This window comes from Pedobacter sp. MR2016-19, from assembly GCF_014947265.1.
Classification (GTDB): domain Bacteria; phylum Bacteroidota; class Bacteroidia; order Sphingobacteriales; family Sphingobacteriaceae; genus Pedobacter.
On sequence record NZ_JADCNK010000008.1, the window covers coordinates 72,696 to 88,171 of the forward strand.

A 15,476-nucleotide genomic window follows, 5' to 3' on the forward strand; every position below is an offset into this window, starting at 1 on the left:
GATTTGAATTTAAATGCAAATTTCTATTGGGCTTTGTTGAAACCGAAGAAAATGAGAAATTTGGTTTGTTTTATAATAGCCAAAAAGGATTATTGCTGTTTGAAAAAACTATAAATTCGGTAAAAGTTACTCCAACAACCATTAAAGAAATTGAAAACGATTTTCCACAAGTCATTGTATTAACCGATATTGATAATTATAATAACTGGTAGATTTTCAGGAATAGTGTGAGAACTTCTCCATACATTTCAGAATATAGAAGCTATAAATTTGATCTGGTAGTTTATTAACTACTTTCTGCAAAATTCAGTTGATGAAAGGTGTAATGGTAGGCATGCAGATTAGGGAGAACAATGCTAAATTAATAGTCCTTGCCTACAATATCGCCAATAATGTATTATTAAAAATTATGCCTGCTGTACTTAACGAACTAATTTAATGGATATTTGGGAATCTTACGAAAGTCTGCCGCCGCTTGAGCGGATCATCACCACTTTTGCGGTGACGGCTATACTTGTTGTTGTAATCTTCATGATTAACAAAAAGGTAAAGAGTCACTTGAATATCAGTCCTGGTATTATTGGTACTACTGGTAATCTGGAACGGAAACCCGATGGCACTTTATTGGCTTACATTGCGTTCTGGCGTTACCTGATTTTTGGGGCCATGTTTGCCGGTGCTTTTTGCATGTGCATCTACGGATTTGTTGTTTTATATCAGGAATTGCCATCTGGTTTTTATAAACACTGGAACAAGCAGGCTACAGTTACATTCTTAGCACCGGTATTGGCAACTGCTATGTTTTTGCTGGCTGGCAGCTTTATCTTACCCTGGATTCTGGCGTTACAACCGTTAACTGCTTTAGGCGTATTAAAGCGAACTGAAAAGCAAGAAATACTAGAAAAAGTAAAGCTAAATATCCAAGGGTCCGACTTGCATCCGAGTTAAGATTTTAGATTAGCAAGTTTCGGTTGCGGAAAATAAATTTGGGCAAATAAAAATCGGGGGATACCACTCCCATAGTTAACCCACAAGCATGATGCCCACCCAGTAAAATGTTTATGAAAGTGAATCTAGCCTACCTACCCCGGTTTTAGTCATGCTTGCCCATTGCGCTTTTTGGCAAAGGTTTTCAATATTGAGGATATATTTATGTTTCATTAAACAGTGTTAAAAATATTCTTATTGCTCAACATCTCTGAATTCTAATGGCAAACTTAATGTAGATGAATAAGTAGCTTGATCTTTGGTCCACAATGGCATTTTTTCAATTCTTTCTTTTATGGCTCTGATCAATTTTTCGTTCCCTGTACCTTTAATTTCTTTAACTGTCGTTTTACCCTGTTCATCAAAATTCAATATCAGTGTAATTCTACCCGAACCCTCGTGAATATATTGTTTGTAAAAATCCGGACCAAAATTGTTTGCCACCCAACGTCTTAAACTTTTATAATCCGGACTTTTTGTTGCGCTATTTGTGCTTTCTGAAATCTTATTAGCATTTTGTATCGCTGGGATTTTAAAGGTGACTGCTCCTAATTTTTTCTTATAATAATTAGCTAACTTATCTAATTCTATCTTGCCAGCGCTTTTGTTAGTTGCTTTAGGATTTATACTTTGAACTTGAATGAGATAGTTTTTAACTTTCAAAAATTCAAAAGCACCTGTTCCTAACATCTGCAAATAACCCTGCGTTAATTGCAGCCGTTCTATAAATTCTTTTTCACTAAACATCTCTTCTGATTTAAGCTGATAAACATAAACTTCAATAGTATTCCTTTTGCCTGCACTTTCAAAACGTTGTATGTAAAGGCTATCGGTTTGTTTAACATTTTCAGTATTTTGTCCTTTTGTAGTACCGGCATCTTTAATTATCCTGTAACCGGGTATTACGGATAAGTTTAGTTTGAAGTTTTCGGGGAATTTTATTTGTTGGGCTTTTGCGCTAAAAATAGCTGTAAGCATCAGAAAAAAAAGAATTTTGGTAGTTATTTTCATTTAGTTTAATATTAATTATCACTGTTTTTCCGGAAAATTAGAAGAAGATTGGCGCTAGCGTCAACCCGTTAGTTTACATTTGAAGTTGCGAAACAATAAAGTTAACTATTGGTAAAAATACAAATTTTAGCGGACGGCCGATATTTAATCAACTATTGACGTATCTAGCTAAAGGCCAAATTGGAGTTGCTTACTTTGTTAGGACAAAATTCTTATACTTTTTGTATTTAAGAGTTTGAAAAAGATCAGAAAAATTACAGTTTAATAACTTGATAAAAACAGTCATTTGATTGAAAATACAACGAAGTAGTTAGAATTATTTTAATAAAATGTTTGGTGGGAAGTATTGGATATATTATCACAAATGCTGTCTCTTTCCTGAGTTTAGTGTATATTAAATGATATGACGAAGCGACCATCATATTAGATACAGCTTACAACCCGACATGCTTGGTAAGCCTGAAATTTCGCAGCTATTCACAGCTCGATAAGATTACATTTACCGTAGCGGATAAAAACGTAAGTGTGATAATAATTTCTTATTGTAGCTGCAGTCTAATCAAATTAATGATAAAAAGAAAAATTAACGTTCCCAAAATGTAGAACTGGATTCTGTTAACATTTTTCGCTTCGAATTTCCGAATACAAACTCTGTCAATAATTATTATTAAAACGGGCAACGGCAACCAGAGTAAGTTTACCCACCCCTGCAGTCTTTCATTCATTCCATTTTGGTTTATCATAATTAAGGAGGAAACTATAATTCCCAGTATTGAAATTATACTGATTACAAAAAACAATGTTATTTTCTTCGGAAACGGTGCTGTCATAAAACTATAGGTAAACCCGGGTATCTAACAATTTAATAGGGAGTTAATAACCGAATATACAAGAATTTTGCAGGATTGATATTAGACATGGATTTCTAAATTTATAGATAGTCCTTACCTATATGCGCAAATGGTATACAGAAATCACGCTAAAACATATTTGCATGATAGATTTTCTATTTATAGGTTACCAAACGGCGTAATTCGTATTAATAAATATACAAACCTCAGTAAGCATGTATAACCGTTTAAAAAATCTCTTGTCGCCGATTTTCATCTTTTGCCTTGTGCTCCTGATTCTCAACGACTTCCTGCTGAAAGCCACTTTTCATAATGTGTTTACCGGCAAGCTATCCGACTTCTGTGGACTGTTCATTTTCCCTATTTTTTGGTGTGCACTCTTTCCCAAATTTAAATCCTGGATCTTTATCCTAAGCGGCATACTGTTCATTTTCTGGAAAAGTGAATATGCTTCCGGATTGATTGAATTGGTGAATACCTTCTTTCCGCTCGAGCGTACTGTTGACCCCACCGATTTGCTGGCCTTACCGGTGTTGTTGCTGGGCTGGTTGCATCTCAAAGGCAGACCTCAGCTCGCATTGGGCAAATCTCTATTGCCGCGGCTGGCCACGGCGTTTATCGCCCTCGTTACCATTTTTTCCTTCTGCGCCACCAGTCAACAGCGGTATGTGCAATCTTTTGACCATCCCCAATATGTGCTTTTACGATCAGCTTTAACTCCGGACGTTAAGCTTTATGATGAATTTGAATTTTACAAGATAGGTTCGTTACTCGTGGTTAAGGTTAACCACCAGTACATTAGCCGGCCTGTTTTGGACGATGATTTCAACAAGAACCGTTCCCTCGAAGATCTTGATGCTAACACAATGGCGCGGATTGGAGATAGTACAAGCTTGATGCCACCGGGAAAAATCACTGTTCTGACCATAGAGACCCCACAGGGCAGAGATGCTTTAAGGTTTAAGGGCGGGCGGCTCGACGGCAGATTCACCAGGACAAAAAACGGTAAATTGATGATTGAAGGCTTCTATAAGATGGGCATTGAAGACTCCATCTGGACCTTTAAGGATAGCACCAGCAATGCGGTAATTAAGCAGACCATTGTGAACGGGGAGCGAACCAGTGTTGAACAGTTCCGGGATGGTAAGCTGGTTTCCTCAACCAGTATCAATACCCGGGCAGACAGCATCAGGAATATCTACATCAAAATCGGAATGCTGGCACTGTGCATGGTTGGTATTATCCTATTTTTGCGCCGGAATTACCTCAAGACCTTTCCTGAACAGCTTACGCTCAAAATGGGCTGGAAATGGCTATTGTGCCTGCTTTCCCCAATTTTTGTCTGGCTATCCTACCTGGGTTTGAACATATTGCTCATAAATTACAGCCCTGATATCTTTGAGACGCTGGCGACCATTATTTTCATCTTTATGGCAACTTGCCCGCTGATGTTTGTTGCCGTCTTTAAGATCAGGCTGAGAAAGGAAATCGACATTGTATTGTACTGCTTGTTATTTGGGCTTGCATGCAGTATCTGGACAATATGCGGTACCCTTATTGAACTTGCTAATTAGCTTAATTTGCCTGCAATAGCATTGCAGGCTATAGCATAACAATTGCCATAATTAATATGATTTTTATGATGCTGCCAACTTTTAGCAGGCTTCTTTAAAGAGTTTTATTCCTGAAAATGGTTAAAATCCTGTAAGTGTTACATTAATTCCTACATTTCTTAGTTCACCTAATGGTGGTTGGCTGATCCTAGATCAGTAAAATCGTCAGGTGTGTAGGTAACCCTTGCAAAGTTTTTGGTGATGAGTTCTGTTTCTACAACTGCTCCGCTTTTAAACTTGAGAATTTTATCTCGCCAGATTTCATTTTTTCTGTAGAATGCTCCATCTATCTTTAAAAATTGATGGTCTTTTTCAATGATGTGATAGGCGTAGTCGAGTTCAGTGTTAATGCGGAGTTCGCCTTCTAAGCATTTGTCTGTGAACCACAGGTTGATTTGAAAAGAGTGTTCCGTATGATTTGTAAATTGGTAGTCAAGGTAATTATAAAAAACCGTTGCCCCACTCCCGAATGGCAAAACCCGCCCATCGTCTGGAAACGGGTCAAACGAATGATGATGGCGCTCGGTAACGGTCAGCGGACTGTGAATAACCAACCAATGTATCAAATTGGAGATTTGGCAAATGCCACCGCCAATTCCCGCTCTTGCTTCACCAAATGTCAGTTCCATTCCATGCAAATATCCCTTTCGACTTGTCGGTAAACCAACGAGTTTACAAAACGAAAATGTCTCGCCTGGTCGCACGAGTATGCCGTCAATTCGCCTGACCGCAATTTTTAAGTTGGTTACTTTGTTAACCTGTAATTGCATATCGCTGTCACCTAGTTTTTTAAGCAGTACAGACTGGTGCTTTTTTACTCTAAAAGCAAGTTTGTTGGTTGTTAGCTGATAAGCATATTTTTTATTGTCGAAATACCAGTCGGCATAACGTCTGAACCGTCTTGCCCAAACGGCTAAAAAGTATAAAATCGGGTGTCGTTGACTTAATAATTTTCTCTGTCTCAATGCTTCTAAAATTTCCTTATAGCGGTAGTTTTATTTAAATGTATCATTAATGCTTAAGCGCTCCATACACAGAATTCATAGCAAAACGATTTCTATTAAATCGGTCGGCCTGGTGAATTCCAGCCAGAAAACTGGCTATCAATTGTGATGGGAGAAATGGTAAACATCCTTCCACCGGTTTGCTCCGCCGCGGCATGAGGACATATGCCTGCTAAAACAGTAATACTTTTTTTATGGTAAGCTACTGAAAATAAAAAAGATACAAAAATAAAAAATTAATTTCCTGGTTCGAACTTTATCATTTTTCTTATCATAACTTATGCCCTTAGAGAATAGTAATGATCGCAACTATTGTCTGGTATGTAATCCCCGGAAACCCAAATTGATGACGATTGAGTATCATATACAATGGCTAACCCAACACATTTTATCAGGTTCGAAATTTGTTTGCCGGTATCATTAACTTTCGCTCAGTTTCGTTTTTTTCTTGGCGTTTATTCTACTACTAATGTTGTGATGGAGTGTGGCAAACTGGTTGTGGTTGCAGCCTCCCCTTTTATCCATAAACTGTATTTTAATTTATCATCCGATTGATTCATTACTACTACAACCAATTTACCATCGGGATTTAAAAAAGCTGTTGATTGCAATTTATCGCGACTGGATGCTGCCCCTATCCTTTTAGCTCCCGGGCGGATAAATTTAGAAAAATGCCCCATATAATAATAAGCATTTGTATAAATCAATTTATCATTTTTTGTATCGGCATGTACGGGAGCAAAACAGAAATTACCGACATGGTTTGGCCCACCTTTTTCATCTAAAAGAATATTCCAATCCGTCCAGGCAGCAGTTCCGGCATTAAAATCGTTAATCATGGAGTAGCCATACCGCTCGCCCAAAGTCCAGTCATCCAGTTTATTTACATCGTATTTTTCTTTACATCCTTCGGTAAAAATGAGGGCTTTATCCGGATAAGCTTCATGTGTTTGTTTCACATTACCGAACTGCATTCCGCTCCCTGTCCATGTTTCATACCAGTGGAAACCAATACCCCAAACATATTTAGCCGCATCCTTGTCATTTAAAATGGTACTGGCTCTCTGAAAAATCTGGTCACGGTTATGATCCCAGGCAATTAGTTTTTTTGATGAGAGCCCTGATTTCTGCAAGGTTGGACCTAAGAAGTTTTTAATAAAATCGCGTTCTTCTTCGGCCGTGAACACACAAGATTCCCATTTCTGTTTGGCCATAGGTTCGTTCTGAACACTTAAACCCCAAACCGGAATACCCATCGCCTCGTAAGTTTTGATAAATTTTACGTAATGATTGGCCCAGCTTTGGCGATATGCAGGCAATAAATGCCCGCCCTGAATTAAACTGTTGTTATCTTTCATCCATGCTGGTGGCGACCATGGGCTAACAAACAAAGGTAATTTACCTCCTGATGCGGCAATGGCTTGTTTAATTAAAGGAATTTTAAATTCCTCATCGTGCGCTACGCTAAAAGTTTTGAGGTCTTTATCATTGTCCTGTACATAAGTATAACTTCCGCTCGAAAAATCGCAACTGGCAATATTCGTACGTGCCAAAGTATAGCCAATACCCTTATCTTTATTGTAATAGGCCGTTAAAAGTTCCTGCTGGTTTTTCTTAGATAACTTTGCAAATGTTTCTGCCGAGGCATCGGTTAAAGCACCGCCAATTCCCACCAGCGTTTGGTATTTTATAGTCGGATCTACAAAAATACAGGGCTCTGTTTCAAAAGGTTGCTTATGCTCAGCAAAACTTAAGGTTTCTGTTTTACTGATGCGGTATTCAGATTTATCTGCTGTAGTATAAACCGTTACTTTTTTGTTGGCAACCGTATAATTTTGTACCGGTTTAATCCCTTTTTTGTTTTGGGCAGACACATTAAATACAGTTACCAAAATCAATATGATGCTTAGATTTCGTTTCATTATTATCTTTTTAAACTTCATTTTAGTTTTTACTTCTTAACAAAGCCTCTAAATAGTAATAATCGGCATAATTGATCGGCACATCAATTTCAGATTTCGCCGGGCGGTGTCCTGTGCTGTGCTCTAAAATAAAGCCGTAATTTGCGCCAATTTTACTGGTGTACTTTGTAATGAGCGAATTTAAGATTTTATCAGCAGCTGCTTTATATTTTTTGCCATTGATACTGTACTTTGCCAATTCGTAAAGCGCCGAGGCTGTGATTGATGCAGCAGATGCATCTCTGGAAACATCAGGAATTTTAGGGTCGTTATAATCCCAATACGGAATGCCATCAGCCGGCGTAATTTTACTGTTTAGAATAAAACCCGCAACACCATCAGCCTGAGCTAAATATGCTTTATTTTTAGTTTCACGATAACACATGGTATAACCATATAATGCCCAGGCTTGTCCGCGTGCCCAGGCCGATTCATTGGCGTAACCTTGTGCGGTTAATTTCTGGCGCACATTACCTGTTAAGGTGTCATAATCGATCACATGATAGGAACTAAAATCAGATCTGAAATGATTCTTCATCGTAGTATTGGCATGTGTTACCGCAATTTTATAGAAAGATGAATCGCCTGTTAACTTAGTGGTTTCGAATAACAGCTCAAGATTCATCATGTTATCAATAATGACCGGGTACTTCCACTTATCGCCATTATGATCCCAGGATTTTATCACCCCTGCTTTGACGTTGAATCTTGTAGACAATGATTTTGCCGCCTGAATAATTACCGCTTTATAAGCCGGATCGTTTGTTAAACGGTATCCGTTTCCAAATGGACAATAAATCATGAACCCTAAATCGTGCGTTCCTGTGTTAAATTGTTCCTTTTTAATATCCTCAGTATATTTCTTAGCCAAACCGAGCCATTTCCTGTCGTTGGTATATTGATAAAAATACCATAATTCTGCCGGGAAGAATCCACTGGTCCAATCTTTCGACACCACCATTTTAAACGCTCCGTTTTCTACCGTTCTTGGTGAAACCAGATCAGGCTTTACTTTCCGGGCCGAATCTACATTTTTGATCAATACTTCTGTTTGTTTCGCTGCTGATGCGAATGCTTTTTTAATGTCTATTTTTTGTGCCTTTACTATACTGACAGACAATATGCTTAGCACCGTTATTGTTATTTTTAAGTTCATATTATAACCAGATTAATGGGTATGATTCTTTTCATTGGTATATATTTGGTTAGCTATTATAAAGTTATAAATATTAAAACGTTTTAAATAGGTCAAAACGCAATAAAATCCACTTAAGCTACATTTTCAAACGTTTGAAATGTAGTGTTTTTTTTCTCAATTATGCATTGAAATTGGACCAGCTGATTGAAAGTCGCTACGATTTGCTTTTTTAAGCGCACCAGGAAAACCTTGGTATTGAATAGCAATGAATTCCTGAGCGTTATTGTTTTTCCGGGTTAATCTTAGGGTTTACTGCGTATAGATCTTTTAGGTACATTTAAATGTTTGCATCGTCGCACTATTATTGACTTTCGTGGTCTCCTCTAAAATTTAAAATCGGTTAAAATCCTTTTTTATCCGTCATTTCTGTTATTTTTAATCCACAATTATGATGCGACCACTTTCAGTATTCTTCTGCTTATTTTGCTTTATGTCCTGCCAGAGCCATGATAAAAAAAAACATGCAAGCAAAAAGAAAATCGAAAAAACAGTTAATGCTGAGCCTAAGCAAACAAAAACTGATACTGTAGTTAAAACAAAACCAACCATAAAAAAGACCATATTTCCGATTGAAGGAACCTATGTGATTGAAAACGACGATGCGGCATGTGAAATGACCTTAATGCTCTCCTACAAAGCAGATCAACTGGTCTACAAGTTAACTACCAATACAAGAACTTTAGCGGATAAGGCTGAAATAGAACTTAACGAAAGTAAGGACGGCTACTATCTTACGCTGAAAAATATCGAGTGGAGTGAAAACGAAGGCACATTAGATGATGAAGGTGAGCCAATTGATCCCGATATAACTTTACCAACAGAGATTGGAGGCCTATTGGATAAAAATCAGATTACCATCCAAAATACAGGTAATGTTATGAATTATTATGTAAAAATTGAAGAGTGTAATGCGAAGTACATACGGTTAATTAAAAAATGAAGATTAAGCGTTAACATTTCACCTAACCTGTATATTGGCGGGTTCAAATTTTACTTCAATACAGGTTGCACCAAAACGCTACTTAAAAGTTAAATCAAAAAAAACACAACGTCAATACATTTCCTTCAATTTCTATTGAGACAGGTCCATCCCCTGTCCAGGTACATATTTATCATATTCTATTTGTTTTGCAATTGCTTGCGCTACTTCTTTACCCCTCAATTTTGCAACCAGGTGCAGTGCACCATCTATACCAGCCGATATTCCTGCGGTCGTGATTACTTTGCCATTATCAATATAACGAACATTTGCAAGTACTTTAGCTTTCGGTAAAGCCTTTTGAAGATTGGTTATGCTTTTATGAAATGTGGTCACGGTAAGCTGATCAAGCAAGCCAGCTTTCCCGAGAATAAAGGCTCCGGTGCAGACCGAAAAATAGCTTTTAGTAGCGCTGTCCCTTGATTTTATCCAGGAAATAACTTCAGGATCATTTGTTGCTACTTCATCTGAGCCACCAAATACCGCAAAGATATCCGCCTGCGGAGCGTCTTTAATACTGTAATCAGGTATAATCTTCAAAATGCCCTGTGTCAAAAGGGGCGCTTTGGTTTTTGCAACAGTGATGATTTTGAATCCTGCATAGGAAAATACTTCCATAGGGCCCGCAAAATCCAGTATCTCCACCCCATCATATAGGTAAAAGCAGACCGTTATTTGTTTATCCTTTAGCAAGGATGCTTTTTTTTCTACAAGTTTCATCCCGCACTGTGTACAAATACCGGGCTGCTGATAAGTCGCGGTATCACACGGACGGTTACATGGCGGACATACATAAGTGTTTGCATAGACCTGTGAAAATGCGAAGCAGGGAATGAAAAAGATTAAGCGTAACAACTGTTTCATAAACGTATTATTTAAATCCAAAATTAACCGGATACAGCTAATAAATCAGGACAGCCATAGTCACAATCCGGCCAATCTATTATGAAATGTTAATCTTTTATTGCTTTAGTCAATTTCCTCAGCTGGGAAGCGCTGTTATAACCGCATTCTTTTGCTATCCAGGCTACCTTCTCTCCGGTTTTAAGCAGGTGTTTTGCCTTTTCCATCCTTAAAGATTGAATATATTGCCCGATGGTGATTCCTGTGGCAGATTTGAACAGGCGTGTAAGGCTACGCGGACTGATAAAAACCAACTCGGCCAGTTCACCTATTGTTATTTTTTGATGCAGCTGTTTGGTGATATAATCCTGTACCTGATGTATAAGGTGGTTAATATGCTGCCTGTTCTGCAGGTAAATACTATTTTGCGCCTCCATTCCATCCCTGCGCATATAAACAACCATATCTTTTGCCACAAGACATGCAAAAGCTGCTCCGTGTTGCTCTTCAACAAGGTAGAGCGCAAGATCAATCCCAGTAGCAATCCCCGCGCTGGTAAAAATCCTGCCACTCTGCACAAATAGTTTATTCTCGATCACTTTAATCAGGGGGTATCTCTGTTGTAAAGCTGTAGTCCATGCCCAGTGCGTAGTACAGTTTTGACCATTTAAAAGCCCGGCGGCAGCAAGGGCAAAGGCTGCTGTACAAATTGAAGATATCGTAGCGCCAGTTGCTGCAGCAGACTGCAGCCAGGGTATCCAGAGATGGTCATCTGCCCTGTTCCATTTTTCAATTTCCATTCCGGCTACAATTACAATATCGTGCTGATTAACAGCAATGGAACTGAGCGGTTCAACATTTGTAAATCCAAGGCCGGATGAACTTTCCGGATTGTCATACGGCGAAACGTAACGCATATCATACTGCTTTCCGCAACATCCCGATTCGTAAAAAACCGTTACCGCACCGGCCAGATCTAAAAGGTGAACATTATTAAATATGAAAAATATAACTCGGTTAGGCTTCATTTTCCAAAGTTAGTGTTTTAGTATAATGTGTATTCCATCGATAGTGAACAATAGGCTCAGTCCAAATGATACACGGGGCCTCATCAGCAGACAGCAGCGATATGTTCTCAAAATGCCTGTTAAAAAAAATATCTGTAAAATACAAGATCCTGATTAAGGTGCTGACAGGCATTCAACGATCTTCCTAAATCCCTGCAGCATTGGTACATAAAAAGAGAAAATGTAGCGTTAAGAAAAAAAACATCAAAGCAGGAGACGATTTTAAAGAAGTATTGTGCAAAAAGAGGGCAAACAAAAAGCTTTTTTCGAAGTTATAAGCACTAAAAATCAAAATATGTCAGATAACAAAAAAGTAACCGATATTCAAAAATTCATCGAAAAATTCGAACCCTCAAAGTTCAAAATGCTTTCACGGGGAATTGAAGTCCGCGGGATTAAGGACCTGAACAGAAGCATCAGTTTCGCGAAAGAAGTAATAGAAAAATTAAAGCTAAAACTTGTCATATCCCACAGCGCTGAAATGGCGATGTATGGCAGCTTTGAAGTGAACTATCTACAACATTAAACAGTTGAATTCAAATACAATAAATGGAATTTTACAGAAATAAAAAAAAATCAGCGCAGCTTATCTTTATCTGCTCAGGCATCCTGATTGCACTTGTGGCGGTATTTTTATACAGCATCGGATTATTCACTGGTAATATTGCCACTAAACTTGCGGGGGTGTCGGCCGTTTTAGGAATCATCCTGCTCATTGTCATCATCAGGATGCTGATCTCCCTTAACCGTTCAGCTCCCCTACTCATACTCAGTAGCGAAGGAATATACTCAGAAGTTACCGCAGTGAGCAAGGCATCAGGCATGATATCATGGAAAGACATACTGGACATCTCAATTACGAAAGCCGGATGGGATACCCTGGTGGTACTAAGTGTAGGCAGCGCAGCGCATTATATGCCTATCATTCAAAAAAAACTATATGCTATGGCGGTCAGCGGCATACAGGATCCATCCGGGAACCTGCAGATCTTTCTGACTGCATCAGAACTGGATATAAACGCAAATGAACTTTTGACAATAATCCAGGACTATCGCAAAACACTTAGGGGAAGTGATCACCTCCAACATGACCAATTCAAATAAGAGCTGATTAAATCACTCATAAACATCTTAACCGCCGGTTGATGTAACTATACCTTTTAGAAACCTGCCTGGGATTGCAGTAAATAACTTTTGACGGGAAGCATTTGCCCGAAAAGCAGTAAGAGGCTGTCTAATAAATATAGAATTGTCATCTTGAGAGATAATTTATTTTATAAAAATCAATATGATTAACAGAGGGTTCTATAGCTATGTTCCGGCGAGGAATCGTCATTGCGAGTAACCATCAGGTCTGTGGCCTGAAAAATATAGGAATGACGTCCTATATGCGCTTTCTAACGTATTAGGTTTAAGATTTTGCATCCTGCAAAACTCATTGAGCTAAGATGTCTAAGGTAGTCGTAAAAATTAAAGACTATGCAGTTTAATTAACCACCTTAGACACCTAAGAACATCTAATTCATTAAGTAATCCTTTAGGCTTTCACACCATATAAGCTTATATGGTACTTAAATGTCTTATATGGTCAAAAAAATAACACTAAATATCAGTTGTTTACATAAACGTCATTGCGAGAAGGCTTTTTCAGCCGACGAAGCAATCTTACAACGATCGCTAACAGCGTGGGCTTTAAGATTATTCATTTTTGCTGTTGTTTTTAAAGGTATTCATGAGCTCAATCGTTCGGTTAGCTTCGCGCCTCGCAATGACGACCTCTTTTGGAGTCTGTCGATGGTAGATGTTAGAATTTTTCAAATACATCGGAGGGTTGATGAAAGTATACAAGGGGCGTCATTTCGCTGCGCTTCAGTCGAAATGACGACGATTTTTTAAATCTGTCATTGATAGCGGAGTTGAAGGGACTGTTTAAATGTCTTACAAGGCGTTTCGATACTTCGTCAAGCTCAGTACAGGCTGAGCTCAATGTGACAATGAATTACAATTTGTGATATAGCCTCTTATTGTATTTTACTAAATCTACATGAGGTTTAAATCAAGATTCTTGATGGCATTTTAACCTTTCAGTTTTATTTAGTTTCCTGATCCTATAATTTAACACTAATTAAATATCCCTTAAAAAAAGGTTTAAAACAGAGTCCAATGCTTAATATTTCTTCTCAGACCATCAGTACCTGAACGCAAAATAACCCGCGTATTTAATATTGAGTTAATATGCGTATCGTTTCTGAATTTTAATTTTGACGCGATAATTTTATGGGCGAAAACAATACTGCCGGTTTTAACTACAATGAGGAAAAGAGGTTTGATGAAAAATCTTTCGAAGACCTTTATCGCCGTATGTACCCCACGCTTAAAAATTACGCCATTTACCTGGTAAAGGATATAGAAGATGCACAGCTCATTCTAAATGATGTATTTATAGCCATCTGGAAAAACAGCACCCTAATCGCTGACGAAAAAGCATATCTTTTCCGCGCCGTTAAAAATGCCGCCATCAACTACCTTAAAATCCCCAAAGCCAGTTTCCTGCATATTGATAGTGAAGACGAAAGCCCGGAAATTATCGACCTGAAAGAAACGCCGTCACAGGCTTTCCAGAACAAAGACCGGAACCGTGTACTTTATGCACTGATTGATCAGATGCCCGAAAGACGGCGGCTTATTTTCTACATGTACCGGATTGATGGCTTTAGTTATAAAGAAATTGCAGCTTTACTCGATATATCTGTGAGGACCGTAGAAGACCACCTGGTAAAAGGCTTTCAGTTTCTTCAGCAAAAAGTATTGCAAAACAGCGCTGAATTCAGGTAAAGCACCGCTTAATAATTTGTTAATACAAAGTTAACAGCTTTCGGCCCGTAGTGCTCCTGCATTTTCTTGTCTCTGTAAATACAAAAGCATGGGAATGGATCAGGAAACCTGGAAATTAGTACTCGAATATTTGGCCGTAAAGGAAGATTTGCGCAGCAGCAAAGCTGAAATTGCACTGCTGGAAAAAAAGCTCAGGGATTGGGTAAGTGAAGATCCTGACCATGAGGAGCAGCTGGAAGAGGTATTATTGTTATGGCAGGATACCGCGCAACTACCGGATGATGGATTGTGGAAGGAAAGTTTTGCCGGCATCAAAGAACAGATCAATCAGGCTCCGGCCAGAAAATTCAAAATATTAAAGTGGTGGCCGGCGGCAACTGCTGCTGCAATTATTGGCGCACTGATCTTTTTTATTGCCGGAGATAATAAGCCATTGACTGTTAACCAAAATCAGGTGGTGTGGACAACCAAAACTGCAGCACCCGGTAAAATCATTAATGTATTGCTTCCGGATAGCTCCGAGATCTGGTTAAACTCAGGGAGTAGCATCAGCTTTCCGCAAAACCTGCAACATGCCAGCATCAGAACAGTTAAACTCAACGGAGAGGCTTTCTTTAAAGTAAAAAGAGATCCTGCTCATCCTTTTATAGTCAAAAGCCAGCATATCCAAACCAGGGTACTGGGAACCAGTTTTAATATCCGTGCCTGGAAAGGCTCCCGGCCGGAAGTAACCGTACTTACCGGAAAGGTAGCGGTTTCAAGAGATTCTGCCGGTGTACAATCATCTGCGGTTCACCTCCTGCCCGATCAGAAAGCAGTTTACGATGTAAGATTGGCCCGCCTGCTGCGCGAAGACGTTGATGATGCCAGAACCTCGGTCGACTGGAGAACAGGAAAGATGAATTTCGAAAGCACCCCTATGGAAGAGGTATTCCAGCGCATATCACGTAAATATGCAGTTAAGATTATTACCGACGAGTCTTTCAAAAACTGCGAACTCACAGCAAAATTCGACAATGTGGCGCTAAGCGAGGTAATGAAAACCATCGGGCTCACATTTGATATCCATTACACCATAAACAAACAGACTATTTATATAAAAGGAGGTAAATGTAACTAAACAAGCC

General features: G+C 38.7%; 15 protein-coding genes. 9 read left to right on the forward strand and 6 right to left on the reverse strand.

Annotation, left to right across the window (positions count from 1 at the left end):
- The first annotated feature begins 26 nt into the window (after positions 1 to 26).
- The 3 genes from IM793_RS12545 to IM793_RS12550 all read left to right on the forward strand — a co-directional run bounded on the left by IM793_RS12545 (position 27) and on the right by IM793_RS12550 (position 948).
- Positions 27 to 212: a hypothetical protein gene (locus IM793_RS12545; RefSeq protein WP_193421813.1), complete on the forward strand. Its 186-nt coding sequence runs from the start codon at positions 27 to 29 to the stop codon at positions 210 to 212.
- Between the two features lie 101 nt (positions 213 to 313).
- Positions 314 to 439, forward strand: a complete 126-nt coding sequence (locus IM793_RS24975; protein ID WP_255512023.1) for a hypothetical protein — start codon at positions 314 to 316, stop codon at positions 437 to 439.
- A complete protein-coding gene (locus IM793_RS12550; protein ID WP_193421815.1) occupies positions 439 to 948 on the forward strand; it encodes a hypothetical protein in 510 nt (169 codons plus the stop codon). The genes IM793_RS24975 and IM793_RS12550 overlap by 1 nt, the downstream gene beginning before the upstream one ends.
- A gap of 234 nt (positions 949 to 1,182) precedes the next feature.
- On the opposite strand, the gene IM793_RS12555 is transcribed toward IM793_RS12550, so the two are convergent.
- A complete protein-coding gene (locus tag IM793_RS12555) occupies positions 1,183 to 1,998 on the reverse strand; it encodes a hypothetical protein (protein WP_193421817.1) in 816 nt (271 codons plus the stop codon).
- A 1,066-nt stretch (positions 1,999 to 3,064) separates the two neighbouring features.
- Between IM793_RS12555 and IM793_RS12560 the strand changes: the two genes are divergently transcribed.
- Positions 3,065 to 4,423 carry a toxin-antitoxin system YwqK family antitoxin gene (locus tag IM793_RS12560; protein WP_193421819.1) on the forward strand — a complete coding sequence of 453 codons (1,359 nt, stop codon included), beginning with the start codon at positions 3,065 to 3,067 and terminating at the stop codon, positions 4,421 to 4,423.
- A 167-nt stretch (positions 4,424 to 4,590) separates the two neighbouring features.
- Here the strand turns inward: IM793_RS12560 and IM793_RS12565 are convergent, their stop codons facing one another.
- The 3 genes from IM793_RS12565 to IM793_RS12575 all read right to left on the reverse strand — a co-directional run bounded on the left by IM793_RS12565 (position 4,591) and on the right by IM793_RS12575 (position 8,583).
- Complete coding sequence (locus tag IM793_RS12565; protein WP_193421821.1) at positions 4,591 to 5,427, reverse strand: VanW family protein; 837 nt, start codon at positions 5,425 to 5,427, stop codon at positions 4,591 to 4,593.
- Between the two features lie 494 nt (positions 5,428 to 5,921).
- The gene (locus tag IM793_RS12570; protein ID WP_193421823.1) at positions 5,922 to 7,388 is read right to left on the reverse strand and encodes a glycoside hydrolase family 30 beta sandwich domain-containing protein; all 1,467 of its coding nucleotides are present in this window, start codon (positions 7,386 to 7,388) and stop codon (positions 5,922 to 5,924) included.
- Positions 7,389 to 7,410: 22 nt separating this feature from the next.
- Entirely contained in the window at positions 7,411 to 8,583 is a 1,173-nt protein-coding gene (locus IM793_RS12575) for a glycoside hydrolase family 88 protein (RefSeq protein ID WP_193421825.1), read from the reverse strand.
- 430 nt (positions 8,584 to 9,013) lie between these two features.
- On the opposite strand from IM793_RS12575, the gene IM793_RS12580 reads away from it, so the two are divergent.
- Positions 9,014 to 9,565: a hypothetical protein gene (locus IM793_RS12580; protein WP_193421827.1), complete on the forward strand. Its 552-nt coding sequence runs from the start codon at positions 9,014 to 9,016 to the stop codon at positions 9,563 to 9,565.
- Between the two features lie 132 nt (positions 9,566 to 9,697).
- Here the strand turns inward: IM793_RS12580 and IM793_RS12585 are convergent, their stop codons facing one another.
- The gene (locus IM793_RS12585) at positions 9,698 to 10,324 is read right to left on the reverse strand and encodes a DJ-1/PfpI family protein (RefSeq protein ID WP_193421830.1); all 627 of its coding nucleotides are present in this window, start codon (positions 10,322 to 10,324) and stop codon (positions 9,698 to 9,700) included.
- A 233-nt stretch (positions 10,325 to 10,557) separates the two neighbouring features.
- The gene (locus tag IM793_RS12590) at positions 10,558 to 11,475 is read right to left on the reverse strand and encodes a GlxA family transcriptional regulator (protein ID WP_193421832.1); all 918 of its coding nucleotides are present in this window, start codon (positions 11,473 to 11,475) and stop codon (positions 10,558 to 10,560) included.
- A gap of 334 nt (positions 11,476 to 11,809) precedes the next feature.
- Between IM793_RS12590 and IM793_RS12595 the strand changes: the two genes are divergently transcribed.
- The 4 genes from IM793_RS12595 (at position 11,810) to IM793_RS12610 (ending at position 15,469) form a co-directional block, all read left to right on the forward strand.
- A complete protein-coding gene (locus IM793_RS12595) occupies positions 11,810 to 12,040 on the forward strand; it encodes a hypothetical protein (RefSeq protein WP_132402219.1) in 231 nt (76 codons plus the stop codon).
- Positions 12,041 to 12,063: 23 nt separating this feature from the next.
- A complete protein-coding gene (locus IM793_RS12600; RefSeq protein ID WP_193421835.1) occupies positions 12,064 to 12,618 on the forward strand; it encodes an STM3941 family protein in 555 nt (184 codons plus the stop codon).
- 1,173 nt (positions 12,619 to 13,791) lie between these two features.
- On the forward strand, positions 13,792 to 14,349 hold the full coding sequence (locus IM793_RS12605) for an RNA polymerase sigma-70 factor (RefSeq protein ID WP_193421837.1): 558 nt from the start codon (positions 13,792 to 13,794) through the stop codon (positions 14,347 to 14,349).
- A gap of 94 nt (positions 14,350 to 14,443) precedes the next feature.
- On the forward strand, positions 14,444 to 15,469 hold the full coding sequence (locus IM793_RS12610; protein ID WP_193421839.1) for a FecR family protein: 1,026 nt from the start codon (positions 14,444 to 14,446) through the stop codon (positions 15,467 to 15,469).
- Positions 15,470 to 15,476: the final 7 nt, after the last annotated feature.

What these genes read in the sequence shown, in the direction of transcription:
- IM793_RS12560 (WP_193421819.1), top strand. Translation starts at nt 3,065, where the DNA reads ATGTATAACCGTTTAAAAAATCTCTTGTCGCCGATTTTCATCTTTTGC.
- IM793_RS12595 (WP_132402219.1), top strand. Translation starts at nt 11,810, where the DNA reads ATGTCAGATAACAAAAAAGTAACCGATATTCAAAAATTCATCGAAAAA.
- IM793_RS12585 (WP_193421830.1), bottom strand. Translation starts at nt 10,324, where the DNA reads ATGAAACTTGTAGAAAAAAAAGCATCCTTGCTAAAGGATAAACAAATA.
- IM793_RS12580 (WP_193421827.1), top strand. Translation starts at nt 9,014, where the DNA reads ATGATGCGACCACTTTCAGTATTCTTCTGCTTATTTTGCTTTATGTCC.
- IM793_RS12575 (WP_193421825.1), bottom strand. Translation starts at nt 8,583, where the DNA reads ATGAACTTAAAAATAACAATAACGGTGCTAAGCATATTGTCTGTCAGT.
- IM793_RS12610 (WP_193421839.1), top strand. Translation starts at nt 14,444, where the DNA reads ATGGATCAGGAAACCTGGAAATTAGTACTCGAATATTTGGCCGTAAAG.
- IM793_RS24975 (WP_255512023.1), top strand. Translation starts at nt 314, where the DNA reads ATGAAAGGTGTAATGGTAGGCATGCAGATTAGGGAGAACAATGCTAAA.
- IM793_RS12550 (WP_193421815.1), top strand. Translation starts at nt 439, where the DNA reads ATGGATATTTGGGAATCTTACGAAAGTCTGCCGCCGCTTGAGCGGATC.
- IM793_RS12600 (WP_193421835.1), top strand. Translation starts at nt 12,064, where the DNA reads ATGGAATTTTACAGAAATAAAAAAAAATCAGCGCAGCTTATCTTTATC.
- IM793_RS12605 (WP_193421837.1), top strand. Translation starts at nt 13,792, where the DNA reads ATGGGCGAAAACAATACTGCCGGTTTTAACTACAATGAGGAAAAGAGG.
- IM793_RS12555 (WP_193421817.1), bottom strand. Translation starts at nt 1,998, where the DNA reads ATGAAAATAACTACCAAAATTCTTTTTTTTCTGATGCTTACAGCTATT.
- IM793_RS12570 (WP_193421823.1), bottom strand. Translation starts at nt 7,388, where the DNA reads ATGAAACGAAATCTAAGCATCATATTGATTTTGGTAACTGTATTTAAT.
- IM793_RS12590 (WP_193421832.1), bottom strand. Translation starts at nt 11,475, where the DNA reads ATGAAGCCTAACCGAGTTATATTTTTCATATTTAATAATGTTCACCTT.